Source organism: Kitasatospora sp. NPDC004289 (genome assembly GCF_053602875.1).
Genome location: NZ_JBSGEL010000049.1, coordinates 1 through 23141 on the forward strand (window position 1 = coordinate 1; position 23141 = coordinate 23141).

Sequence of the window (23141 nt, forward strand, 5' to 3'; positions counted from 1 at the left end):
GGAGATCCGTCCCGGCGGCGGCCGCCGTACGGAGGCCCGGCCGGACTGTCCACCCCCGTGGGGCAGTCCGGCCGGGCCTCCGGCTCGTGGGGGCTCGCGCGCCGTCAGGCGACGCGGGCGACCGCTCGCCGACGGTCCGTCCGGATCGCGGCCGCGCCGCCGAGGATCGCGGCCGCGACCGGGCCGGAGCGGCGGAACACGTCCCGCACGAAGCGGGTGCGCCGGGCGCCGAGGTCCCGCAGCGCGGGGCCGTGGTCGACCGCCACGAAGAGCGCGGCGGCGAGCAGCAGCAACCGCCACCCACCGACCGTCACCCGCCGGGCGGCCGGGCCGAGTTCGGCCAGCGAGTCGGCCAGCCGGTCGCAGTGGAACGGGATGTGCCGCTCCTCGTCGGCCATGATCCGCCCGGCCACCTCGCTCACCAGCGGATCGGCGGCGCCGTCCCGGACGGCGCGGTAGTACGGGACGGCGACCAGCTCGGCGATCATCAGCACCAGCAGCTCGGTGCGCATCCCGAGCAGCCGCCGTACCCGGACGAAGATCCGGTCGCTCCAGTGCCCGTCCAGGGTCGGGCGACCGCCCGCCTCCAACAGCCGGGCCAGCAACCGGGCGTGGTTCTGCTCCTCGGCGACGAAGAGCCGGGCGGCCAGGGCGTAGTCCGGGTCCCCCTCCTTGTCGGCCTTGCCGATCAGGTTGGCCCCGTCACCGTCCTCGCCGACCTGGAACTTCTGCAGGCTGGCCCAGACGGTGTCCGGCAGCCGCGCCACCGCCGACCAGTCGGGCTCGGCGGTGGCGGCCCGGCGGGCGGCCTCGGCATGGAAGTGGTCCACCCACTGGGCGAAATCGTGCTCGGGCATGGCGGTCCCCCTCGTGACGGCGGTGCGACTCGCTCCGCCCTGCGACGTGGACGACTCTAGACCGGGAACTGAACACGTTCAACACGGTTCGCCGCAGGCCGCCCGCCCGGGGTCGCTCAGCCGACCGCCACCGCGCGCGCCGCCTCGGCCATCGAGCGCTCCCCCGCCGCGTTGGGGTGGAAGGCCGCCGCGCCGCTGCCGAACAGCGGTTCCATCCACCGCGTCCCCGAGGGCTTGCACACGTCGTGGCCCACCGAGGGCGCGTACACGTCCACGTACCGGGCACCGTGCGCGGCGGCCTGGGCCGCGATCACCGAGTTGAGCCGCTTCTGGGTGTCGCGCAGCCAGGGCGCGTCGCCCTTGGCGATGCTGACGGTGGCCCAGCAGTTGGACCCGTCGTCCGGCAGGATCGCCGGGTACCCCGTCACCAGCACCGTCGCCCGCGGCGCCCGCTGCCGGATGCCGTCCAGCACCGCCCCGACCTTCGCCCCGGTCGCGTCCACCTTCGCGGCCAGCTGGTCGGTCCCGCCCGAGGTGTAACTCCCCTTGCAGGGAGCGCCGTTGCCGTTGAAGAAGCCGAGCGTGGTGCAGCGCACGATGATGTCGGCGAAGCCCACGTCGTTGCCGCCGATGGTCAGCGTCACCAGGTCGGTGTCGGTGGTCAGCGCGGTGAACTGCGGCCCGGCGGAGCCGCTCTGCGTGCTCGTCATGTGGACGGTGGTCGCTCCGCCGCAGGTGACGTCCGCCCTCGCGGCCGGCGCCAGTGCCCCGGCCAGCACCGAGGGGTAGTTCTTGTCCGACCGCGCACAGGCGGTGTCCACCTGCGTCGGCACCCCGGCGCCGGAGGCGTAGGAGTCGCCGAGGGCGACGTAGCGGGCGTACGGGGCGGCCTGGGCCGCAGCGGCGGCCGGGCCGGCGGCGGTGAGGGCACCGGCGGCGAGGGAGGCCGTGAGGGCGAGGGTGGTGAGGGCCGCGCGGGCGCGCGGGATTCCGGTCGTCGGCATGGGGGTGCCTCCGTGGCGGTGACGAGGGGTGGGGGACGGCACACCGCCACGGAGCTGCACCAGCCGTGGTTACCGGGCGGTCTTACCGCTCGGTAAGGATGTGGCCCGTCCGTCCCCCAGTCAAGCACCGTGACAGCACGGCGAGTTGACCTTCCCCCGACCGGCCGAAGGCCGCCCCGCCGGGCGACACCCGTTCAGCGGTCCTTGAACTCCTCGATGGCGTCGTGGACCACCTTCACCATGCTCTCGCTGCCCACGTGGCCGGAGTCCTCGGAGATGTGCAGCCGGGCTCCCGGCCAGGCGTTCACCAGCCGCCAGGCCGACTGCGGCGGGCAGCCCATGTCGTGCCGGCCGGTCACCACCACGCCGGGGATGCCGGCCAGGCGGGGCGCGCCGCGCAGGAGCTGGTCCTCCGTCAGCCAGGCGCCGTGGCCGAAGAAGTGGGAGCAGATCCGGACGAAGGCGATCTGGTCCTCGTCCACCCGGTCGCTGTACATGCCCGGCCGGTTGTTGGGCTCCGCCGAGATGACGGCGTCCTCCCAGGCGAGCCAGTCGACGGCGGCCTTCGCCCGGACGGCGCGGTCGGGGTGCTCCATCAGCCGGGCGTAGGCGGCCGGCAGGTCGCCGTCCCGCTCCGCCTCGGGCACGCCGCCGCGGAAGCGCTCCCAGGCCTCGGGGTGGAAGCGTCCGGCGCCGCGGTAGAGCCAGTCGATCTCGGCGCGGCTGCTGGTCATGACGGCCTGGAGGATGAGCTCGCTGACCCGCTCCGGGTGCCGCTGCGCGTAGGCCAGGGCGAGCGTCACACCCCAGGAGGCGCCGTTCACCAGCCACTTCTCCACACCGAGGTGCTCGCGCAGGCGCTCCATGTCCTCGATCAGGTGCCCGGTGGTGTTCAGGCTCATGTCCGCCGCCGGGTCACTGGCGTGCGGCGTGCTGCGGCCGCAGTTCCGCTGGTCGAAGCGGATCACCCGGTACCGCTCCGGGTCCCAGGCCCGCAGCGGGTTCCGCGGCGACCCGGACCCGGGCCCGCCGTGGACGCCGACCGCGGGTTTGCCGTCCGGACTGCCGTACTGCTCGTAGTACACGCGGTTCCCGTCGCCGGTGTCGAGGAAGCCGCTGTCGTAGGGCGTGATCGGTGGGTAGAGAGGCATGACAGTGCTCCTAGCACGGGGGCGTGCCGGTGCCAACCTTCTTCTCCCTAGGTTCCCGAGTCGCCGGCCCGTGCCGACGATGGACACATGAGCGAGCGAGGTGGATGGGGAGCGGGAGCGGCGGCCGGAGTGGCCGTCGCCGTGGCGCTGCTGAGCGGGTGTCAGCAGTCGCCCGGCACGGGCGGCGCGGGGCCCTCGGCTGCGCCGGCCGCCGAGGCACCGGCGGTGCCGACGGCCTCGGCCGGCGACCGGGAGCTGCTGGAGTGGGCCGAGCAGACGCACACCGCCGACTGCATGCGGAAGGCCGGCTTCACGTACTACGTGGAGTGGGTCCGCGACACCACCGCCGAGGACGGGCGCCGCTCCGACTTCGGTTCGGCGGACACCTCCTGGGCGCGGGCCTACGGCTACGGCATCCAGCGCCGTCCCCCGAAACCGTCGGCGTCCCCGGGAGCGCACCGGACCAACGCGGACTACGTCGGCGGGCTGTCCTCCGAGCGGCGCGGCGCCTACACCGCGGCGCTCAACGGGGACCGGGCCGACTCGCTCACCGTCCCGCTCGCCGACGGCAACTCCGCCTTCACCCCGCGCGGGGGCTGCACCTCGGCCGCCCGGCGGGAGCTGTACGGCGACCTGGACCGCTGGTTCGCGCTGGACATCCGGGCGAGCAACCTCCAGTTGGAGACCGGCCCGCTGGTGGCCGCCGACGCCCGGTACACGGAAGCGCTGACGGCCTGGCGCACCTGCATGGCGGCGGCCGGGCACCCGGCGCAGAGCCCCGGCGAGGCGCGCCGCCAGGTGGCCTCCGCCGCCCAGGAGCTCCGCGCCGCCGGGGAGAAGCAGTCCCAGGAGAGCCAGGGACCTGACGCCGCCTGGCAGTTGGAGGTGTCGACGGCGACGGCGGACGCGGGCTGCTCGGGGTCCTCGCAGCTGGTGACGGTCGCCGAGCGGGTGGCCGCCGAGGCGCGCGGCCGGATCCGCGAGCAGAGCCGTGCCGAGTTCGCCGAGTACGACGCCCTGCGGGCGCGGGCCGTCGGACGGGCCAGGGAGCTCATCGAGGTTTCGACGCGGACCACCCGCGTCGAGTCACATGGGGAGATACGACGATGAACCGTTTCAAGAAGCTCGGGCTGGCCGCCGCCGCGACGGCGGGCCTCGCGCTGGCGCTGGCGACGCCCGCCTCCGCGGACGCGGGCCGGGTCGTCAACGACTACTGCCACACCGGCGACTTCTGCGCCTTCTACCTGCCCAACTACCAGTACACCTCCGGCAACCAGGCCATCGCCTGGGCCGGTGACAACTGGGACTGGGCGGGCTCCACCCAGGGCAAGTGGGGCAGCATCAACAACAACTCCGAGTCCTGGTACAACGCGGGTGCCCCCGACACCTACGACAAGGTGAAGGTCTACAACTACGCGGGCGGCAGCGGCCTGCTCTTCTGCCTGCCGCGCAACTCGGGCATCGCCAGCAACTCCGGCGTGGCGAACATCGCCTCCGCCCACGTCTGGGTCAGCAGCTGCTGACACCGTGAACCACGCCGGCCCCGCCCTCTTCCGGGCGGGGCCGCCGTCGTTCTCAGGCGCGGGCGCGGAACATCTCCAGCGGCGGGTGGGCGAGCGCCTCGGCCCAGAACTCCTCGCCGTACTGGCGCAGTCCGGCCTCGGTGATCTGCAGCGGCACCCACTCGACCTCGCGGAAACCGGCGGCCTGCAGGCACTTCTCGTAGACCTCGCGGCTCGGCGCCGAGGAGACGATGGTGATCGGCTCCGGCTCCAGCAGCGCGGTGACCCGGACCCGGTTCCCGGTCTCGATCTCACCGGCGAACTCGCAGCGGAAGCCGTAGTTCTCCAGGTCCGCGCAGTCGAAGGCGTAGTCCGGCTTCTGGGCCAGCACGAAGAACTCGCCGCCCGGCACCAGGTTGCGGTGGATGTTGCGGCACATCCGCTCCATCTCGGCCACCGTCTGGGCGTAGTTGAGACACTGCACGCCGAGCGCCACGTCGAACTTCGGTTCCAGATCGCCGAGTTCGAGGACGTCACCGACCTCGTAGCGCACGCCCAGCGGCTCGCGCCGCTCGATCTCCCGCGCGGCGGCGATCATCTCCACCGAGATGTCCACCCCGAACACCTCGCCCGCGCCGCGCCGCTTGAACTCCCGGCTGTAGAAGCCGGTTCCGCAGGCCAGGTCGAGCACCGACCGGCCCCGGACGTCGCCCACCAGCTCCAGGAAGCTCGGCACCTCGCCGAAGCGCATCAGCGGCAGGGCCTTGAAGCCCTCGAAGGCCTCACCGATCTGGTCGTACTGCTGCCCGCTCATGGACAGTCCCCCTTCCGGGCCGCACCCCGTTGCGCGGCCGTGGCGGAAATCCTCTCCCCGCACCGGTGGGCGGCCGTATTGGCGGATGACACAGAGAAGTCGGGCCGGATCGCGGTTCCCGCAGGCAGACGTTACGGATCGTCAGGAACGGTCGGCCGCACGGGGAACGAGCGGGCCGTGCGCGCTCGCTCCCGCTCGGAGGCGGCCGCCCCGTTCCGGCGATCACATTCGCCTTCAGCACTGCCGTGCGAACCGGAACGATCACATTCGGTCTCTTCCGATCCTTCGCCCCGACTTCCACCCGGACTCCGCAATCATGATCTCGGAAGCCGACGGACGGTCTGGGGAGACAGCGACGTGAGACCGGACGGGCGGCGAATACCGGCACCTCGGCACCTCTGAACGAACCGATCAGATCCAGAACGGGCAACCGACGCCCCGGGCACCGCGCGGGGTCGGCCGGTCCGTGCTGTCCGCTCGTGCCCAATCGCGGTGCACACCGCGCCCCGGCAGCCCTGTGGGCGCCCTTCCCCGAGGAGTAGTCATGCTTGGCCTGGGAGCACCACCCACGCCGCAGTCGAGCCGGTCCACGCAGTCCAGCCTGTCCACGCAGGCGGCCAGGCTGCTGGCCACGACCACCAAGTCCGAACCGCAGATGCAGGGGATCACCTCCCGGAACCTGCTGCGCACCCTGCCCTGGGTGGAGGTCGCGGCCGGCACCTACCGGGTCAACCGGCGCCTGCTGCTCAGGACCGGGGCCGGACGGGTGCTCTTCGTCCAGGAGGGCGCGGACCAGGTCCGGCCCGTCCCCGCCTCGCTGGACGCGCTGCCCGCCCTGCGCGGCTACGCCGACCAGGAGGTGCTGGCCGAGCTGGCCGCGGGCTTCCGAGTCCGCGAGGTCCGCGCCGGTGACCTGCTGGCCGGCCAGGGGCAGCCGGTCGAGGAGGTCTTCCTGATCGCCCACGGCCGCCTGGAGCGGATCGTCGAGGGCAAGTACGGCGAGTCGCAGGTGGTCGGCGTGGTCACCGACGGCGCCCACCTGGGCGACGAGGCCCACCTGGGCCCGGACGCCGAGTGGTCGGCCACGCTGCGCGCCGCCACCGACGCCACCGTGCTCGCCCTCCCCTGGGCGCAGTACCGCGAACTCCTGGACCGCACGCCCTCGTTGCGGGCCCACACCGAGGAGTTCCGGGCCCGGGCCGGCCGCGCCGTCAACCGCAAGGGCGAGGCCGAGATCGCGATCAGCGCCGGCCACCGCGGCGAGCCGGAGATCCCCACCAGCTTCGTCGACTACGAACTCGCGCCCCGCGAGTACGAGTTGTCGGTGGCGCAGACCATCCTCCAGGTGCACACCCGGGTCTCCGACCTCTACAACGACCCGATGGACCAGCTGCAGCAGCAGCTGCGCCTGACGGTGGAGGAGCTGCGCGAGCGGCAGGAGCACGAGATCGTCAACAACCGGGAGTTCGGCCTGCTCCACAACGCCGCCTACGACCAGCGGATCTCCACCCGCAGCGGCCCGCCCACCCCGGACGACCTGGACCAGCTGCTGGCCATGCGGCGCTCCACCCACGCCTTCTTCGCCCACCCGAAGGTGATCACGGCCTTCTTCGCCGAGTGCAACAAGCGCGGCCTGTACCCGGCCCCGGCCGAGGTCAACGGCAAGCTCGTGCCCGGCTGGCGGGGCGTGCCGATCTACCCGCTCTCGAAGATCCCGGTCTCCGACACCCAGACCTCCACCATCATGGCGATGCGCTTCGGCGAGGAGCAGCAGGGCGTGATCGGCCTGCGTCCCCAGGACCTCCCGGAGGAGGTCGAGCCGGGGCTGAACGTCCGCTTCATGGGCATCAACCAGCAGTCGGTGATGCGCTACCTGGTCAGCGGCTACCACTCGGCCGCCGTCCTGGTGCCGGACGCCCTCGGCCTGCTGGAGAACTGCCAGATCGGGGCCTCCGCATGACCGCCGCCGAACTCCAGGACCTGGGGCGGCTGTTGCGCGGCCCGAGCGGCCTGGGCACGGGCAGCCTCTACCCGACGCTGCCCGCCGAAGCGCCCGAGGCCGAGGTGCCCACGGCGGAGGCCGTCGTCCTGCCCGGGCCGCCGCAACTCGCTTTCCCGGTGGAGGAGATCGAGGTCTCCGAGGCACCGGTCGCCTTCTCCCTGCCCGGCCTGCCCGGCCTCGCCGTCCCCAGCCTGACGCCCGCCACCGCTCCGGAGCCGCCCCTCTCGGGCAAGCCGGCCCCGGGCGACCCGGTGCCGGGGCTGTACTTCCACCCCGTCGCCGAGCCGGACCCGGCCCGCGTCGAGGAGGTCAGCCGCCGGATCAAGGACTGGGCGGTGCACGAGGTCGCGCTCTACCCGCCGGAGTGGGAGGACCAGTTCGACGGCTTCTCGCTCGGCCGCTACATGGTGACCTGCCACCCGGACGCGCCGACCGTGGACCACCTGATGGTGGCCACCCGTCTGATGGCGGCCGAGAACGTCGTCGACGACGTCTACTGCGAGGACCACGGCGGCTCCCCGGTCGGCCTCGGCGGGCGCCTGCTGCTGGCGCACACCGCGCTGGACCCGCTGCACACCACCGCCGGCTACACCCCGGCCTGGCAGGAGTCGCTGCAGTCCGACGCGCCGCGCCGGGCGTACTTCTCGGCCATGGAGTACTTCCGCCAGGCCGCCAGCGCCTCCCAGGCGGACCGCTTCCGGCACGACATGGCCCGGCTGCACATGGGCTACCTGGCCGAGGCCGCCTGGGACGAGACGGACTACGTGCCCCAGGTGTGGGAGTACCTGGCGATGCGTCAGTTCAACAACTTCCGCCCGTGCCCGACCATCACCGACACGATCGGCGGCTACGAGCTCCCCGCCGATCTGCACGCGCTGCCCGCCCTCCAGCGGGTGATCGCGCTGGCGGGGAACGCGACCACCATCGTCAACGACCTGTACTCCTACACCAAGGAGCTGCAGAGCCCCGGCCTGCACCTCAACCTCCCCGTGGTGATCGCCCGGAACGAGGAGCTGGACGCCCGGGACGCCTACCTCAAGGCCGTCGAGATCCACAACGAGCTGATGCACGCCTTCGAGGCCGAATCGGCCCAGTTGGCCGTCGAGTACCCGAACCCGGCGCTGCTGCGCTTCCTGCGCGGCGTCGCGGTCTGGATCGACGGCAACCACAACTGGCACCAGACCAACACCTACCGCTACACCCTGCCCGACTTCTGGTAACCGCCGCCGGCTTCCCCGGTAGGCCCATCGTCCGCATCACGAGGAGATCCCCCATGACCACCACCGCTGACCCGAACACCGCGTCGATCCCGGCCCCCGCCAGCGCGTACCAGGGTGACATCGCCCGCTACTGGAACAACGAGGCCCGCCCGGTCAACCTGCTCCTCGGCGACGTGGACGGCCTCTACCACCACCACTACGGCATCGGCGACATCGACCAGGCCGCGATCCAGGCCGACGACCCGGCCGAGCGCGAGCAGAAGGTGATCAACGAGCTGCACCGCCTGGAGTCCGCCCAGACCAACGTGCTGCTCGACCACCTCGGCCCGATCACCGCCGAGGACACCCTGGTCGACGCCGGCTGCGGCCGCGGCGGCTCCATGGTGATGGCCCACCAGCGCTTCAACTGCACCGTGGAGGGCGTCACCCTCTCCTCCACCCAGGCCGACTTCGGCAACAACCGCGCCCGCGAGCTCGGCATCGACCACGCCGTCCGCTCCCGGGTGGCCAACATGCTCAACATGCCGTTCGAGACCGGCCAGGCCGCGGCGTCCTGGAACAACGAGTCCAGCATGTACGTGGACCTCGAGGACCTGTTCTCCGAGCACTCCCGGATCCTGAAGCTGGGCGGCCGCTACGTCACCATCACCGGCTGCTGGAACCCCACATACGGCCAGCCCTCCAAGTGGGTCTCCCAGATCAACGCCCACTTCGAGTGCAACATCCACTCCCGCCGCGAGTACATGCGCGCGATGGCCGACAACCGTCTGGTCCCCCAGGCCGTCATCGACCTGACCCCGGCCACCCTGCCCTACTGGGAGCTCCGCGCCACCACCTCGATCGTCACCGGCATCGAGGAGGCCTTCATCCAGTCCTACAAGGACGGCTCCTTCCAGTACCTCCTGATCGCGGCCGACCGCGTCTGACCTCTCCGAGGTACGTGGTCACGCTTCTGGGGGCGCGGGGCTCTGTTGATCTGCGGCTCCGCCGCGTGGGCGCGGGTCGGAAGGCAGCTCACCTGCAACTGGGGCTCCGTCAGCCAGTTGCAGGTGCTGCCGTTCCCCCGCGCGCAGTTCCTCGCGCCCCCGGCGTGTCCACCAGGCGTAGGCGGTACGTGCCGCGCGGCGGGTCCTGCGGCAGGCGGCCGGCCCCGATGGCGGTGAGCAGGGCGTTCGGGTCGGTGGTGAGCTCCACCGTCCGGGGCTCGCCGTCCAGGCGGACGTGCATCAGGCCGAGGTCCAGCTCCAGCACGTCCGGCAGGAGCGGTACCGCGGGACAGGTCCGCCGCAGGTGCTCCGCGAACGCCGATGCCTCCTCCGTGGCGAAGAGTTCGGGCGTCCGCTGCCGGGCGTACCCCGCCAGCAGCTCCCGCACCCCGCCCTCCCCCAGCGTCAGCAACAGCAGCCGCACCGTGTGCACCAGGGTCCCGGCCAGCGCCCCCGCCCGGAACTCCAGGATCAGCTCCCGCAGCAGCCCGATCGCCGGATCCGCCGCCAACTCCCGCTCCAGCGCGGTCCGCGGCTCCCGCCCCACGGCCAGCCCGCCGAGCGCGGCCTCCCACTCCTCCGGGGACGGGCCCGTCTCCGCGGCCTCCCCCACCACCGGCAGGGAGACCGGCGCCGTGACGGCTCCCGGCACCCACATCTCCCGCACCCGGTCCGTCAACTCCCGTACCTCGGAGGCCTCCAGTCCCGGTGCGGCGGACGCCATGACCTCGAACAGCACGGCCCGCAGCGCGGGCAGCCGGGGCAGCACCCGCTCGGCGAGGAGCAGCAACTCCTCGTCCGGCAGGCCGCTGTGGGCGTCCAGCCAGTAGCCCCGGTGCTCGAACCCGCCCGCGAGGTGGACCTCCCAGACCCGCTCCAGCGGCAGCTCGGCGAGCAGCTCGTCCACCGTGCAGCGCCCGTTGCGCTCGTTGGCGAGCACGTTGTGAAGGTCCAACAGCAGCCCGCAGTCCGCCCGTTCGGCCACCTGTGCCGCGAACGCGCCGTCGCTCAGCTCGTCCGCCCGGGGCCGCAGGTAGTTGGTGCCGAGCTCGACCGCGAACGGCACCGGCAGGGCGTCGGCCATCGCCCGCACGGACCGGACGCCGCGCCGCACGCCCGCCGGGCTCTGCCGGGGCGGCAGCATGAAGCCCGTACGGAATCCCTCGGCCCCGCCGCCCACCCGGTTGAAGGCCAGGTGCTCGCTGACCCACGGCACGTCCATCCGAGCCGCCAACTCACCCAGCAGATGGATGTGCTCGGCCTCCGGGAGGACCGTCCCGCCCACCGGGTCGCCGATGCTGTGCAGCAAGCGGGCGCCCGGCAGGTCGGCCAGGCGGCGCAGGGCTTCGTCGTCGGTGCCGAGGGTGCCGTCCGGCCGGGCCCGCCAGAAGGTCTGCGGTTCGACCTCGACCACGTCGAGCTTCTCCCCGCACTCCTCCAACAGCCCTTCCAGGCCCCGTACGTAGGTGAGCCCGACTCCCAGACGGTCCATCCGCCCGGCCCCTCCCGCGCCGCCCGGCCCGCGCCTCAGCCGGCCACCACCGACCCACCACCCAGGGTGAACTCGGCCGAACGGCCGAAGGACCAGTCGAAGCCGGAGTGGCAGCTCGGGCAGTTGTCCTGGTTGACGGCGGCCTTGACCGTGGCGGCCATCAGGTCCAGCCCGTCGGCCTCGGCCAGCGAGAGGGTGAGCTCGGCCGGGGCGTCGACGACAGTGGTGAAGGACATGGGAAACCTCCTGCGCGGAGCCCGGCGGTGCCGGGCGCGGTGATGGTGGGAGCAGCATGCCGCGCATCCCCCTCCCACCTCCCGCCCCGACGCCCAAACTGCCGGTCAACTGCCGCCCACCGCAGGCCCGTTCCCCTCCCCGGGCCGCAGGGCCACCGTCAGCAGCACCGACACCGCCGCCACCACGCCGATCGCCACCGCCGGGCCGACCACCTGCGCCACCCCGCCCGCGATCGCCGCGCCCAGCCCCTGGCAGGTCATCCTCCCGGCGGACTCGACCCCCTGGACCTGTCCCCGCACCGCCTCGGGCGTCGCCTCCAGCAGACGCTCCTGCAAGGGCAGGGTGGCGGCGAAGCCCACGCCCGCCACCAGCACCGCCACCGCGAGCACGGGCGTCGGCGGCCGCAGCGCGAAGAGCAGGAAGGGCAGCGCCAGCAGCAGCCGCAGACCGAAGGCCCAGCGCCGTCGCTGCCGCGCGTCCAGCAGCCGCCCGACCGTCAGGTCCCCGAGCAGCATCCCCGCGGACCCCGCCGCCAGCAGCAGCCCGGCACCCCCGCCCGCGTACGGGATGAACAGCGCCTCGCAGCCGACGATCAGCCCGTTCGGCACCCAGAGGTTCAGCAGCAGCACCCGCTGCCCGGGGTCGGCGAACAGGGCCGCGTTGGCACTCCAGGTGGCCCGCAGCCCGGGCCGCCGGGCGAGGCGGACGGAGCGCTCCCGTACCGTGGCCGCGACCAGGGCCAGCGCGCCGGCGTTCAGCAGGCCCGCGACCGCGAAGAGCTGGTGGGGCGTCAGGTGACGGGCCAGCAGGCCTCCCGCCGCGAAGCCGAGGACGGCGGTCGCCCCGGAGGTGACGTTGGTCAGCGAGCGAGCTGACGCATAGCCGCCCGGCGGGACGGTCTCGGCGAGCAGGCCGAGCCGGGTGCCGGTGGCCAGGGACTGGAGGAGGCCGAGCACCAGCAGCACCCCGAAGCGGGCGGTCAGCGGCAGGCCGGGCAGGGCTTGGACGGCGGTGCCGGCCAGGGTGACGCCGTGGAGGGCGAGCAGGGTGCGGCGGGGGTGGCGGCCGTCGGCCACCGACATCAGGGTGAGGGCTCCGAGCACGGTGGCGAAGGTGGCGCCGTACATGCTGACGGCGGTCAGGAAGGGCGAGCCGGTGCGGTCGTCGACCAGGGAGCCGAGGGCGAAACCGGAGAGCGTGGTGGCGGCGACGGTGAGGGTGAAGGAGGCGTACAGCCCGGCGAACTCGCGGTCGCGGAGCAGGGTGAGGTAGCCGGTACGGGCCGGCGTCAGGGTGTCGATGGGCATGAAAAAAGCCTCCGCGCGCACCAAGTCGGGGCGCTGGAGGCGAACGCACGCACTATAGCATTCAGTACGCCCCGTGAACGTGACTACGGTCTCAGTGATCTTGCTTTGCCATTCGTTTACACTCCTGTAGACCGACCAGACACGTACGCACTGACGAAAGAAGGAGCCGCGGTCCCCGCGATGGACGAGCCTCCCAGTTCCACCCGTGCCGTTCCCGTACAGCAGGACGACCAGTCCGGAGCGGGGGTGGCACGGTGACCGAAGTCCTGCTGCTCCTGCTCGCCCTCGCGCTCACCCTGGCCTGCGCCGTCTTCGTGGCCGCCGAGTTCTCCCTCACCACCGTCGAGCGCGGTGAGGTGGAGCGCGCCGCCGAGGCCGGTGAGCGCGGCGCCGCCGGCGCCCTGGCCGCCGTCAAGCGGCTCACCTTCCAGCTCTCCGGGGCCCAGCTCGGCATCACCGTGACCAGCCTGGTCATCGGCATGCTCGCCGAGCCCTCGGTCTCCGCGCTGCTGCGCGGCCCGCTCACCGCGGTCGGGCTGCCCCACGGGGCCGTGGACACCGTGGCCGTGCTGCTCGGCGTGCTGCTCTCCACCGTGGTCCTGATGGTGGCCGGCGAGCTGGTTCCGAAGAACTGGGCGATCTCCCGCCCGCTCGCCGTGGCCAAGATCGTGGCCCGGCCGCAGTACCTGTTCTCGGCCGCGTTCTCCCCGCTGATCGGGCACCTCAACAACTCCGCGAACCGGGTGGTGCGCCGCTTCGGCCTGGAGCCCGCCGAGGAGCTGGCCTCGGCCCGCACCCCGCAGGAGCTCATCGCGCTGGCCCGGCACTCCGCCCGCGAGGGCGCGATAGAGCCCGACACCGCCGACCTCTTCGTCCGGGCGCTGCGCCTGCGGGAGTTGACGGCGGAGAACGTGATGACCCCTCGGGTCGACGTGCAGGCCCTGGAGGAGCACGCCACCGCCGCCGACGTCGCCAACCTGACCCGGGCCACCGGCCTGTCCCGCTTCCCGGTCTACCGGGGCAGCATGGACCAGGTGGTCGGCACCGTGCACATCCGGCACGCCCTGGGCGTCCCGGCCGCCGAGCGCGCCTCCCGCCGGGTCACCACCCTGATGACCCCGCCGCTGCTGGTGCCCGAGACCCTCACCGTGGACCGGCTGCTGGACCAGCTGCGCGGCGAGGAGAGCCTGGCCGTGGTCATCGACGAGTACGGCGGCACGGCCGGCATCGCCTCGCTGGAGGACATCGTCGAGGAGGTGGTCGGCGAGGTCCGCGACGAGCACGACCCGACCGAGGTGCCCGACCTGTTCTTCGTCGGCACCCTCACCGACGGCCGCCGTCAGTGGGACGCCGACGGCATCACCCGCACCGACCAGCTGGAGACGCTCGGACTGCCCTCCGCCGAGGGCCCGTACGAGACCCTGGCCGGGCTGATCGCGCACCGGCTGGGCCGGATCCCCACCCCGGGCGACCTGGTCGAGCTGGAGGGCTGGCAGCTGGAGGTCGAGAGCGTCGACCACCACGTGGCGGAACGGGTGCGGATCACCGCCCCTGAAGCCCCGTCAGCCGACGAACCGTCGGACGGCCGCTCGGACGGCCGCGCCTCGGACCACAGCGCGGACCGCACCGCGGACCGCACCGCCGAGCGCACGGAGGAGGACCGGTGACCGCGCTCCAGCTCTTCATCGGCCTGCTGACCCTGGTCAGCAACGCCTTCTTCGTCGGCGGCGAGTTCGCCCTGATCTCGGTGCGCCGCAGCCAGGTCGAACCGCAGGCCGAGGCGGGCGACCGCCGGGCCAAGACCGTCATCTGGGGCCTGGAGCACGTCTCGGCGATGCTCGCGACCGCCCAGCTCGGCATCACCGTCTCCTCCCTGGTGCTCGGCGCCGTGGCCGAGCCGGCCATCGCCCACCTGCTGGAGCCGGTCTTCCACGCCGTCGGCGTGCCGGACGCGCTCACCCACCCGATCGCCTTCGTGATCGCGCTGACGGTGGCCACGTACCTGCACATGCTGCTCGGCGAGATGATCCCGAAGAACCTGGCGCTGGCCGCGCCGCAGAAGGCGGCGATGCTGCTGGTGCCGCCGCTGGTGGCGACCACCAAGGCGCTGCGCCCGCTGGTCTTCTCGATCAACGCCTTCGCCAACGCCATCCTGCGGATGCTCAAGGTGGAGCCCAAGGACGAGGTCGGCTCGGTCTTCACCGAGGACGAGCTCTCCCGGATGGTGCAGGACTCCTCGGACGCCGAGCTGCTCAGCGAGCGCGACACCGAGCTGCTCCAGGACGCCCTGGAGCTGGGCAGCCGCCCGGTCTCCGAGGTGGTCACCCCGACCGCCCAGGTGGTCTTCGCCCGGCCCGGCACCACCCCCGCCCAGCTGGAGGAGCTCGCCGCCCGGACGGGCTTCTCCCGCTTCCCGCTGCTGCGGGCGGACGGGACGGTCTCCGGCTACCTGCACGTCAAGGACGCGCTGGAGCAGGACGAGAACCGCGACCTGCCGTTCCCGTCCCGGGCCCTGCACCCGATCGCCCGGGTCGCCGAGTCCACTCCGCTGGACGACGTGCTCACCGCGATGCGGCGCTCCGGCACCCACCTGGCCGCGGCCGTCGCCCCCGACGGCTCGGCCACCGGTCTGGTGACCCTGGAGGACGTGCTCAAGGAGCTGGTCGGCCCCGCCGCCCACTGAGCGAGCCGCCCGCCGTCGAAGGCCCGGCTGCGCGCCCTCCCGGGGGTGCGCAGCCGGGCCTTCCCCGTACGGATGCCACCCCGGGCCGGAGGTGGTGTGCTGGCAGCACACCCACTCGGCACGAGGACAAGAGGAAGTGACCGGCCATGGCCGTTCTGATCCACGCGGTGCTCCCGGGGATCACCGCCGAGCAGTACGACGCCCTGAACGCCCGGCTCCAGCAGACGCCGGAGATCTTCGCGGGCTGCCTCTCGCACGTCTGCGTCGCGACCGACCAGGGGTTGGAGATCTTCGACCTCTGGGAGAGCGAGGCGCAGATGGACGCGTTCGCCGACAGGATGATGCCCGTCGCGCAGGAGCTGGGCTGGCCCAGCGGCTCGGGGCGTCCGCCCGTCCACCAGGTCCACAACTACTGGGTGCCCGGGGCGTAGGCTCCGCGCGTCCCCGGCGTTCGCGCGCCGCAGGCGGTACCGTGGGCGATCCACCGCGACCTCCGAGGAGCGGACCCGATGCCCCGTGCCAACCGTGACCTGACCACCATCGCCGACACCATCGAACCGACCGACCACGTCGTGCCCCCGGCCCTGCAGGCCAGGGTCCGCGGCGTGGTCGCCGCCCACGCCAGGGACGGCGAGGACTGCCGTCTGCTGCTGGAGGCCCTCGGCCTCTCCGCCGGAGCGCTCGAACCGGCCGGCGAACAGCGCTCCGCCCAAGGCTCCTGACGCCCCGTCGGACGGGCCGCCCTCCCCGCGGAGGGCGGCCCTCCGGCGTGTCCGGGACCTTGGTCCGCGCACAGTCGCGACGTAGGACCCTCGGTAAAGCCCGCGTGAAGGCGGACATTGGAGAGGTCTAGACCAGTGTGGCGGTCACCGCCGCCCCGCTCGGCCGACGCCGTCTCGACAGCAGGGGTTACGCCATGAGTTCCACCGTCCAACGCGCCGGACAGCAGCCCGCCGACGCCCCCGACCCGGGCCAGTACCGGCCCGGACGCACCGTCAGCGACTGGGACCCGGAGGACCCGGTCTTCTGGCGGGCCACCGGACGCAAGGTGGCCAACCGCAACCTGTGGATCGCGGTGCCCGCCCTGCTGGTCGGCTTCGTGGTCTGGCAGGTCTGGTCCGTCACCGCGACCAACCTCAAGGACGTCGGCTTCGGGCTCACCACCTCCCAGCTGTTCTGGCTCACCGCCATCCCCGGCCTGACCGGTGGCACCGCCCGGATCTTCTACACCTTCCTCGGCCCGAAGATCGGCCAGCGCCGCTTCACCGCGCTCTCCACGATCGTGCTGGTGGTCCCGCTGCTCTGGCTGGGCATCGCCATCCAGGACACCTCCACCCCGTACCTGGTGCTCGCCGCCATCGCCGCGCTCTGCGGCTTCGGCGGTGCCAACTTCTCCTCCTCGCTGGCCAACATCGGCTTCTTCTTCCCGAAGAAGGAGAAGGGCAACGCCACCGGCATCAACGGCGGGCTCGGCAACCTGGGCGTCTCGGTGGTCCAGCTGCTCACCCCGATCCTGATCACCTCCTCGGTGCTGGCGATCGGCTCCGCCCAGCACAAGGCGAACGGCACCGCCGTCTACCTGCAGAACGCCGCCTTCGTCTGGATCCCGGTGATCGTCCTGCTGGCCGCCGTCAGCTGGTTCGGACAGAACGACCTCAAGGTGGCCTCCACCCCGTTCAGCCGGCAGCAGGTCATCTTCCGGCGCAAGCACACCTGGCTGATGACCTGGCTGTACGTCGGCACCTTCGGCTCCTTCATCGGCTTCGCCGCCGCCCTGCCGCTGCTCATCAAGACCACCTTCCCGGACTACTCCGTCGCCACCTACGCCTGGATGGGCCCGGCCGTCGGCGCCCTGGCCCGCTGGGCCGGCGGCTGGATCGCCGACAAGCTCGGCGGCGCCAAGGTCACCCTGCTCTCCTTCGCCGGGATGGCGGTCTCCATCGTCGGCGTGATCACCTTCCTGCCCTCCGGCGCGGACGGCGGCTCGTTCTGGGGCTTCTTCGCCTGCTTCCTGGCCGCCTTCTTCTTCTCCGGCATCGGCAACGGCTCGACCTTCCGGCAGATCCCGGTGATCTTCCGGGCCCGCGCCCTGAAGGGCCTCACCGAGGGCACCGCCGCCCACGACCAGGCGCTCAAGCAGGCCGAGATGGAGTCCGGAGCCGTCACCGGCTTCACCGCGGCGATCGCCGCCTACGGCTTCTTCTTCATCCCGGCGATGTTCGCCAACTTCGCCGTCACCAGCGCGATGTGGGGCTTCGTCGCCTTCTACCTGAGCTGCCTGGCGGTCACCTGGTGGTACTACGCCCGCAAGGGTGCCGAGTACCCGAGCTGACGCCGCGTCACTCCCCCGCCCCCCGTCACCACCTCCTGGCCGGGCCGCCTCAGTGCGGCCCGGCCAGCGTCCGCCGGGCCCGGTCGAGGAAGGCCTCCAGGGCGAAGTCGAAGGCGGCGTCGGCCCGGCGGCCCTCGGGGAGGGCCGCGAGGGCGCGGGCGAGCAGCGGAGTCGAGCCGTCCGGGGCCGGCTCCCACATCGTCTCGGGCGAGGCCAGGTCCAGCGCGGAGCCGAGGACCAGGTTGTCCAGCGCGGCGATCAGCACCATCACCACCGAGTCCGCGAAACCGGCCTCCAGCAGCACCGCGACCGCCTTGTCGTAGTGGGCCAGCACCTCGGGCGCGACGACCTGGGCCATCGACAGCAGCGTGATGGCGCGCGGGTGGGCGGCGAAGGCCGCGCGGCAGGAGAGCGCCCAGGCCTCCATCGCCCGGTCCCAGGGCCGCAGGTCGAGGGTGCCCGGGTCGATCTCGGCCGCCAGCCGGAGCCGCAGCAGTTCGACGATCCCGGCCCGGCCCTCGACGTGGTGGTAGACGGAGGCGGTCTGCACGCCGAGCCGCTTGGCGATCTGCGGCACGGAGAAGTCGCCGTGCTCGTCGACCAGGGCCAGCGCGGTGGCCGCGATCCGCTCCTGGTCCAGCAGCGCTTTGCTGGGACGCCCCATCGCTCCCCTCCTCAGGTCTTCCCGCACCCTAGCCGTACGGGCTAGGGTGCAAAAACCATCATGCTTTAGGTTTACGGAACCGACGTCTGACCTGCCGTCACCTTCCCAGGAGTTCACCGTGACCCCCGACCTCGTCGTGCTCGCCGCCCGGATGCACACCCTGGACCCGGGCCGGCCGCGGGCCACCGCCGTCGCCGTCCGGGACGGCCTGATCACCGCCGTCGGCGACGCCCGGGACGCCCGCGCCTGGCGCGGCCCCGGCACCGAGGTGATCGACCTCGGCGCAGCGACCCTCGTCCCCGGCCTGACCGACGGCCACAGCCACCCCGCCCTGGGCCTGGAGATGGCCGCCGGCACGGACTTCTCCGCCGTGCGCGACCTGGACGGGCTGCGCGCGGCGCTGACCGCCGCCGAGCGGACCGACGGGTGGGTGGTCGGCTGGGGGCTCGACCACAACGCCTTCGGCGGCCGCCCCGTCCACCGCGAGCTGCTGGAGTCCGTGCTCGGCCCGGAGGTCCCCGTCTTCCTCCGGCTGTACGACGTCCACTCCGCGCTGGTCAGCGGCGCCGCCCTGCGCGCCGCCGGGATCGACGGGCCGCGCACCTTCGCCCAGCGCGCCACCGTCGTCTGCGACGCCGACGGCGTCCCCACCGGCCACCTGATCGAGCACGCCGCGATGGACCCGGTCACCGCGATCCTGCCGCGCCGCCCGCTCGCCGAGCGCCGCGAGGAGCTGCGGGGCCTGCTCGCCGAGATGGCGTCCACCGGCCTGACCGGCGCCCACGTGATGGACGCCGGCGGCGAGGTGCTGGACCTGCTCCGCGCGATCGAGGAGCGGGAGGAGCTGCCACTGCGGCTGCGGATCAACCCGTGGTGCATGCCCGGCACCGACCGGGACGGGCTCGACGGACTCGCCGCACTGCACGGCACCGCAGGGCGCGGCTGGCTGGTCGGGGGCGTCAAGCTGTTCATGGACGGCACCGTCGAGGGCGGCTCGGCCTGGCTGGAGCACGGCGACTGCCACGGGCAGAGCCGCGACGGGCTCTGGCTCGACCCGGCCGAGTACACCGCCGCGGTCCACCACCTGCACGCCGCCGGGGTGCGGACCGCCACCCACGCCATCGGCGACGCGGGTGTTCGCCACGTCCTGGACACCGTCGCCGCGCTCGGCCCGGACGGGCGGATGCGCCACCGCGTCGAGCACATCGAGACCCTGCCGCGCGAGCAGGCCGTCCGGTTCGCGCAGCTCGGCGTGATCGCCTCCATGCAGCCCGCCCACAGCGCCTTCACCCGCGCCGACCGGACCGACGAGTGGGCACGGCGCCTCGGCCCCGAGCGCGCCGCGCTCGCCTGGCCCTGCCGCACCCTGCGCGACACCGGCGCGGTGCTGGTCCTCGGCTCCGACTGGCCGGTCTCGAACTCCGACCCGCGCGTGGTGCTGGCCCACGCGCAGCTGCGCCGCGCCCCCGGCACGGACATCCCGCCGGTGGTCCCCGAGCAGGGCCTCACCGCGCTGATGGCGCTGGAGGGTTGCACCACGCACGCCGCCGTCGCCGCGGGCGAGGCCGACCGCGCCGGACGGATCGCCCCCGGTCTGCGCGCCGACCTCACCGCCCTCGCCCTCGACCCGCTCACCGTCCCGGCGGACGAACTCGCCCAGTCCCCGGTCGCCCTGACCGTGTCGAACGGCCGGATCACGCACCGGAACGGCTGACCCGACCGTCCGTCACTCGCCGCCTGCCGCCACCACGCGCCGGGCCTCCTCCGAGCGGGCCTGCTCACGGCGGGCCTGCTCCCGGCGGGCCAGCAGCCGGTCCAGCAGCGGACCGGTACGCATGGTGCGGCAGTCGGTGATCGGGCCGTCCAGGACGGCCCGGGCGTCGCCCGGACGGCCCGCCGCGAGCAGGGCCTCGGCCAGCGGATCGACGGCCAGGGCGTGCATCACGGTCTGGCCGGAGCGGCGGCCGATCGCGGCCGCGGTGCGCAACTCCCGCAGCGCTCCCGGGAGATCACCCCGGTCCAGGGCCACCCGGCCCAGGCCGGTGTGGGCGGCGGTCTGGCCCGCCAGGTCGCCGCCCTCCCTGGTGTGGGCCAGCACCTCCGCGAAGTCCCGTTCCGCCTCCCGGTGGCGGCCCAGCAGGCGGTGCGCCTCGGCCACCCAGCGCAGCATGCTCATCCTCGGCCAGACCGCACCGCCCCGCCCCGCCGTCTCCAACGCCTCCCGGAACAGCCGCAACGCCTCCTCCTGCCGCCCCTCCGCCAGCAGCAACTGCCCCAGCCCGCGCAGCGCGTGCGCCTGCCCGTAGAGGTCACCGGCCGCGGCGAACACCTCGGCCCCGCGACGGCAGCGGGCCATCGCCTCGCCCGTCCGCCCCTGGAGCCGGTCGAGGTAGGAGAGCACCCAGCCCGCGTACGCCCGGCCGTGCTCGTCGCCCAGCTCGCCGAAGAGCGCCGCGCCCTCCTCCAGGGTCTCCCGGGCCGCGTCCCACTCCTCGTGGGTGGCCCTGCACCGGCCCAGGCCCACCAGGAGCGCGGCCTCGGCCCGGCGCTCCCCCGCCGCCCGGGCCGCCGCCAGGCCGAGCTCCTGCACGGTGCGCCAGCCCGCCAGATCGCTGCGCAGGTCGAAGAGGTACTCCCCGAGTGCCGCCAACTCCCAGCAGGCGGAGGCATGTTCGTCCCCGGGCGGCAGACCGGCCGCCTGCCGCACGGTGGCCACCAGCGCCTCGCGCTCCTCCCCCAGCCAACCGACCGGATCGGCCGTCACCGCCGCCGGCCCGGGCTCGCTGTCCGTCAGTTCCTGCCGGCCGCACCGCACTTCGCCCGCCGATCGGTCCGGCCCGCCGATCCGGGCCGGGTAGTCGCTGCCCTGGTGGGCCACCCGGCCCGCCCGCACCAGCGTGACCCAGCGACGCAGCACCCGGCCCAGGGCCGCCTCCCGCTCCCCCGGCGGCTCCTCCGCCTCGGCCCGCTCGCGTCCGTACGCGCGGACCAGGTCGTGGTAGCGGTAGCGCACCTGCCGTGCGCCGGCCGGGCGGTCGACCTCCAGCAGGTGGGTGGCCACCAGGGCGTCCAGCAGGTGCTCGGTCTCGGCCAGCGGGCGGCCCGACGCGGCCGCCGCCGTCCAGGCGGCGAAGTCGGGGGCGTCCAGCAGGGCCGTGCGGCGCAGCAGGGCGCGGGCGGGCCCGGACAGCGTCCGGTGCGTGAGGGAGAGCCCGGCGCGGACGCCCAGGGTGCCGTGGGTCAGTTCGTCCAGGCGGCGGCGTTCGTCGGCCAGGCGGTCCACCAGCTCGGCCATTCCGCGGTGCGGGTGCGCGGCCAGTTTGGCGGCCACGATCCTTACCGCCAGCGGGAGGTGGCCGCAGAGCCCGGCCAGGGTGCGGGCCGCCTCGGGCTCCGCGCCGACCCGCTCGGGCCCCGCGACGGCGGCCAGCAGCGCCACGGCGGAGGCCTCGTCCAACGGGCCGAGCGGCAGGGAGAGCCGCAGGTCCAGGCCGGGCAGGCGCCGCCGGCTGGTGAGCAGCACCGCGCTGCCCGGGGTGCCCGGCAGCAGGGGGCGGGCCTGCTCCTCGTCGGCGGCGTTGTCCAGCAGCACCAGGACCCGGCGGTCGGCCAGCAGGGTACGGTAGAGGGCGGCGCGTTCGGCGGTGGTGCCGGGCAGGCGGCGGCCGTCCACGCCGAGGGCGCGCAGGAAGCCGGCCAGCACCTCGCCGGGGTCGGCGGGGCGTTGGTCCGCCCCGCGCAGGTCGACGAAGAGCTGGCCGTCGGGGTAGGCGGCCCGGCGTCGGTGGGCGACGTGGACGGCCAACGCGGCCTTCCCCGCTCCGGCCTGACCGCTGATCAGACAGACCGGGACGGCCTCCGGGCGCCGGCCGGCGGCAAGGGCCCGCAGCAGGGCCCGGACGGCGGCCGGGCGGTCGACGAACGCCTGGCTGTCGGACGGCAGTTGGGCGGGCACGGGCAACACCACACCGCCCGGCCCCTCCTCCGGCGCACCCTCCCGCGCGGGCTTCGGCTCGGGCTCCGAAAGCGGCCTCGGCTCGGGCTTCGACCGCGGCCTCGGCCCGGGCCCCGGCTCGGGCTGCGCCGACCGGTCGGCGAGCACGGCCCGGTGCAGGCGGGTGAGTTCGGCGCCGGGGTCGAGGCCGAGCTCCTCGGCCAGCGTGCGGCGGGTCCGGGTGTACAGCTCCAGGGCCTCGGCGCGCCGGCCGGAGCGGTGGAGGGCGAGCAGGGCGAGCTCCGTGAAGCGCTCGCGCAGCGGGTGTTCGGCGGTCAACCCGGCGAGCTCGTCGACGAGTTCGCGGTGGCGGCCGCGTGCGAGGTCGGCCTCGACGCGCCGCTCCAGGCAGCTCAGCCGCTCCTCCTCCAACTGCGCCGCCGCTGCCGCCAGCACCGGGCCGCCGAGTCCGCCGAGGGCCGGTCCGCGCCAGAGCGCCAGGGCCTCCCGCAGCCGTCCGGCCACCCGCTCCGGGTCGCCCGCGGCCCGCTCCACCGACGCCCGGAACCTGCCGAGGTCCGTACCGTCCTGAGCGACCGTCAGGACGAAGCCGTCGTCCCCCGTCCGTTCCGGCCCCACCGCCGCGCCGCCGGTGCCGGCCGCCAAGCGCCGCCGCAGGCCGCCCACCACGTTGAACACCTGCTCGCGCGCGGTGGCCGGCGGCTCCTCCCAGAGCGCCCGGGCCAGGCGGCCGACCGTGACCACCCGCCCGGCGTCCAGCAGCAGGACCGCCAGCGCCCGCCGGTCCCGCGGGCCGCCGGTCGGCAGCTCCCGCCCGTCCCCGTCGGTCACCCGGAGCGGTCCGAGCAGCGCGAACTCCATCCGTCCCCCGTCCCCCTGACGTCCCGTCACCGGCCTCCCGGTGGCCGATCGATGGGGAACCAGTGGCCGCCGAT

General features: G+C 73.8%; 20 protein-coding genes. 11 read left to right on the forward strand and 9 right to left on the reverse strand.

The features are described from left to right. Window positions 1-104: 104 nt before the first annotated feature. The 3 genes from ACWEPF_RS27835 to pip form a co-directional block, all read right to left on the reverse strand. Complete coding sequence (locus ACWEPF_RS27835) at window positions 105-857, reverse strand: ferritin-like domain-containing protein (RefSeq protein ID WP_452174684.1); 753 nt, start codon at window positions 855-857, stop codon at window positions 105-107. A 116-nt stretch (window positions 858-973) separates the two neighbouring features. Further along, window positions 974-1861, reverse strand: coding sequence for an SGNH/GDSL hydrolase family protein (locus tag ACWEPF_RS27840; RefSeq protein ID WP_452174685.1), 888 nt, complete (start codon window positions 1859-1861; stop codon window positions 974-976). A 194-nt stretch (window positions 1862-2055) separates the two neighbouring features. Then, window positions 2056-3012, reverse strand: coding sequence for a prolyl aminopeptidase (gene pip, locus ACWEPF_RS27845; RefSeq protein WP_452174686.1), 957 nt, complete (start codon window positions 3010-3012; stop codon window positions 2056-2058). Window positions 3013-3099: 87 nt separating this feature from the next. Between pip and ACWEPF_RS27850 the strand changes: the two genes are divergently transcribed. After that, window positions 3100-4122, forward strand: a complete 1023-nt coding sequence (locus tag ACWEPF_RS27850; protein ID WP_452174687.1) for a hypothetical protein — start codon at window positions 3100-3102, stop codon at window positions 4120-4122. Beyond that, on the forward strand, window positions 4119-4535 hold the full coding sequence (locus tag ACWEPF_RS27855; protein WP_452174688.1) for a peptidase inhibitor family I36 protein: 417 nt from the start codon (window positions 4119-4121) through the stop codon (window positions 4533-4535). Before ACWEPF_RS27850 ends, ACWEPF_RS27855 begins: the two co-directional genes overlap by 4 nt. Before the next feature lie 52 nt (window positions 4536-4587). Here ACWEPF_RS27855 and ACWEPF_RS27860 read toward each other — a convergent pair whose 3' ends face one another. Next, window positions 4588-5328, reverse strand: coding sequence for a class I SAM-dependent methyltransferase (locus tag ACWEPF_RS27860; RefSeq protein WP_345281714.1), 741 nt, complete (start codon window positions 5326-5328; stop codon window positions 4588-4590). Between the two features lie 544 nt (window positions 5329-5872). Between ACWEPF_RS27860 and ACWEPF_RS27865 the strand changes: the two genes are divergently transcribed. The 3 genes from ACWEPF_RS27865 to ACWEPF_RS27875 are packed head-to-tail and all read left to right on the forward strand — an operon-like array spanning window position 5873 to window position 9476. After that, the gene (locus ACWEPF_RS27865; protein ID WP_452174689.1) at window positions 5873-7288 is read left to right on the forward strand and encodes a family 2B encapsulin nanocompartment shell protein; all 1416 of its coding nucleotides are present in this window, start codon (window positions 5873-5875) and stop codon (window positions 7286-7288) included. Next, window positions 7285-8550 carry a family 2 encapsulin nanocompartment cargo protein terpene cyclase gene (locus ACWEPF_RS27870; RefSeq protein ID WP_452174690.1) on the forward strand — a complete coding sequence of 422 codons (1266 nt, stop codon included), beginning with the start codon at window positions 7285-7287 and terminating at the stop codon, window positions 8548-8550. The genes ACWEPF_RS27865 and ACWEPF_RS27870 overlap by 4 nt, the downstream gene beginning before the upstream one ends. Before the next feature lie 53 nt (window positions 8551-8603). Further along, entirely contained in the window at window positions 8604-9476 is an 873-nt protein-coding gene (locus tag ACWEPF_RS27875; protein ID WP_452174691.1) for a geranyl diphosphate 2-C-methyltransferase, read from the forward strand. 109 nt (window positions 9477-9585) lie between these two features. Here the strand turns inward: ACWEPF_RS27875 and ACWEPF_RS27880 are convergent, their stop codons facing one another. The 3 genes from ACWEPF_RS27880 to ACWEPF_RS27890 form a co-directional block, all read right to left on the reverse strand. Further along, on the reverse strand, window positions 9586-11028 hold the full coding sequence (locus ACWEPF_RS27880) for a DUF692 domain-containing protein (protein WP_452174692.1): 1443 nt from the start codon (window positions 11026-11028) through the stop codon (window positions 9586-9588). A 35-nt stretch (window positions 11029-11063) separates the two neighbouring features. Then, complete coding sequence (locus tag ACWEPF_RS27885; protein ID WP_345281705.1) at window positions 11064-11264, reverse strand: hypothetical protein; 201 nt, start codon at window positions 11262-11264, stop codon at window positions 11064-11066. 105 nt (window positions 11265-11369) lie between these two features. Beyond that, complete coding sequence (locus tag ACWEPF_RS27890; protein WP_452174693.1) at window positions 11370-12572, reverse strand: MFS transporter; 1203 nt, start codon at window positions 12570-12572, stop codon at window positions 11370-11372. A 254-nt stretch (window positions 12573-12826) separates the two neighbouring features. Between ACWEPF_RS27890 and ACWEPF_RS27895 the strand changes: the two genes are divergently transcribed. The 5 genes from ACWEPF_RS27895 (at window position 12827) to ACWEPF_RS27915 (ending at window position 17587) form a co-directional block, all read left to right on the forward strand. Continuing rightward, on the forward strand, window positions 12827-14239 hold the full coding sequence (locus ACWEPF_RS27895) for a hemolysin family protein (protein ID WP_452174694.1): 1413 nt from the start codon (window positions 12827-12829) through the stop codon (window positions 14237-14239). Beyond that, complete coding sequence (locus tag ACWEPF_RS27900) at window positions 14236-15255, forward strand: hemolysin family protein (RefSeq protein ID WP_452174695.1); 1020 nt, start codon at window positions 14236-14238, stop codon at window positions 15253-15255. The genes ACWEPF_RS27895 and ACWEPF_RS27900 overlap by 4 nt, the downstream gene beginning before the upstream one ends. 146 nt (window positions 15256-15401) lie before the next feature. Next, on the forward strand, window positions 15402-15686 hold the full coding sequence (locus tag ACWEPF_RS27905) for a hypothetical protein (protein WP_452174696.1): 285 nt from the start codon (window positions 15402-15404) through the stop codon (window positions 15684-15686). Window positions 15687-15764: 78 nt separating this feature from the next. Beyond that, window positions 15765-15977 carry a hypothetical protein gene (locus tag ACWEPF_RS27910; RefSeq protein WP_345281699.1) on the forward strand — a complete coding sequence of 71 codons (213 nt, stop codon included), beginning with the start codon at window positions 15765-15767 and terminating at the stop codon, window positions 15975-15977. A 194-nt stretch (window positions 15978-16171) separates the two neighbouring features. Then, window positions 16172-17587, forward strand: a complete 1416-nt coding sequence (locus ACWEPF_RS27915; RefSeq protein WP_452174697.1) for a NarK family nitrate/nitrite MFS transporter — start codon at window positions 16172-16174, stop codon at window positions 17585-17587. Window positions 17588-17636: 49 nt separating this feature from the next. On the opposite strand, the gene ACWEPF_RS27920 is transcribed toward ACWEPF_RS27915, so the two are convergent. Next, on the reverse strand, window positions 17637-18251 hold the full coding sequence (locus ACWEPF_RS27920) for a TetR/AcrR family transcriptional regulator (protein WP_452174698.1): 615 nt from the start codon (window positions 18249-18251) through the stop codon (window positions 17637-17639). Window positions 18252-18402: 151 nt separating this feature from the next. Between ACWEPF_RS27920 and ACWEPF_RS27925 the strand changes: the two genes are divergently transcribed. Beyond that, a complete protein-coding gene (locus ACWEPF_RS27925) occupies window positions 18403-19965 on the forward strand; it encodes an amidohydrolase (RefSeq protein ID WP_452174734.1) in 1563 nt (520 codons plus the stop codon). 12 nt (window positions 19966-19977) lie between these two features. Here ACWEPF_RS27925 and ACWEPF_RS27930 read toward each other — a convergent pair whose 3' ends face one another. Then, window positions 19978-23097 carry an AfsR/SARP family transcriptional regulator gene (locus ACWEPF_RS27930; RefSeq protein WP_452174699.1) on the reverse strand — a complete coding sequence of 1040 codons (3120 nt, stop codon included), beginning with the start codon at window positions 23095-23097 and terminating at the stop codon, window positions 19978-19980. Between the last annotated feature and the right edge of the window lie 44 nt (window positions 23098-23141).

Coding starts and splice junctions, on each gene's coding strand:
- ACWEPF_RS27850 (WP_452174687.1), top strand. CDS start 3,100: ATGAGCGAGCGAGGTGGATGGGGAGCGGGAGCGGCGGCCGGAGTGGCC.
- ACWEPF_RS27835 (WP_452174684.1), bottom strand. CDS start 857: ATGCCCGAGCACGATTTCGCCCAGTGGGTGGACCACTTCCATGCCGAG.
- ACWEPF_RS27880 (WP_452174692.1), bottom strand. CDS start 11,028: ATGGACCGTCTGGGAGTCGGGCTCACCTACGTACGGGGCCTGGAAGGG.
- ACWEPF_RS27920 (WP_452174698.1), bottom strand. CDS start 18,251: ATGGGGCGTCCCAGCAAAGCGCTGCTGGACCAGGAGCGGATCGCGGCC.
- ACWEPF_RS27915 (WP_452174697.1), top strand. CDS start 16,172: ATGAGTTCCACCGTCCAACGCGCCGGACAGCAGCCCGCCGACGCCCCC.
- ACWEPF_RS27925 (WP_452174734.1), top strand. CDS start 18,403: ATGCACACCCTGGACCCGGGCCGGCCGCGGGCCACCGCCGTCGCCGTC.
- ACWEPF_RS27875 (WP_452174691.1), top strand. CDS start 8,604: ATGACCACCACCGCTGACCCGAACACCGCGTCGATCCCGGCCCCCGCC.
- ACWEPF_RS27860 (WP_345281714.1), bottom strand. CDS start 5,328: ATGAGCGGGCAGCAGTACGACCAGATCGGTGAGGCCTTCGAGGGCTTC.
- ACWEPF_RS27890 (WP_452174693.1), bottom strand. CDS start 12,572: ATGCCCATCGACACCCTGACGCCGGCCCGTACCGGCTACCTCACCCTG.
- pip (WP_452174686.1), bottom strand. CDS start 3,012: ATGCCTCTCTACCCACCGATCACGCCCTACGACAGCGGCTTCCTCGAC.
- ACWEPF_RS27840 (WP_452174685.1), bottom strand. CDS start 1,861: ATGCCGACGACCGGAATCCCGCGCGCCCGCGCGGCCCTCACCACCCTC.
- ACWEPF_RS27870 (WP_452174690.1), top strand. CDS start 7,285: ATGACCGCCGCCGAACTCCAGGACCTGGGGCGGCTGTTGCGCGGCCCG.
- ACWEPF_RS27855 (WP_452174688.1), top strand. CDS start 4,119: ATGAACCGTTTCAAGAAGCTCGGGCTGGCCGCCGCCGCGACGGCGGGC.
- ACWEPF_RS27905 (WP_452174696.1), top strand. CDS start 15,402: ATGGCCGTTCTGATCCACGCGGTGCTCCCGGGGATCACCGCCGAGCAG.
- ACWEPF_RS27910 (WP_345281699.1), top strand. CDS start 15,765: ATGCCCCGTGCCAACCGTGACCTGACCACCATCGCCGACACCATCGAA.
- ACWEPF_RS27885 (WP_345281705.1), bottom strand. CDS start 11,264: ATGTCCTTCACCACTGTCGTCGACGCCCCGGCCGAGCTCACCCTCTCG.
- ACWEPF_RS27865 (WP_452174689.1), top strand. CDS start 5,873: ATGCTTGGCCTGGGAGCACCACCCACGCCGCAGTCGAGCCGGTCCACG.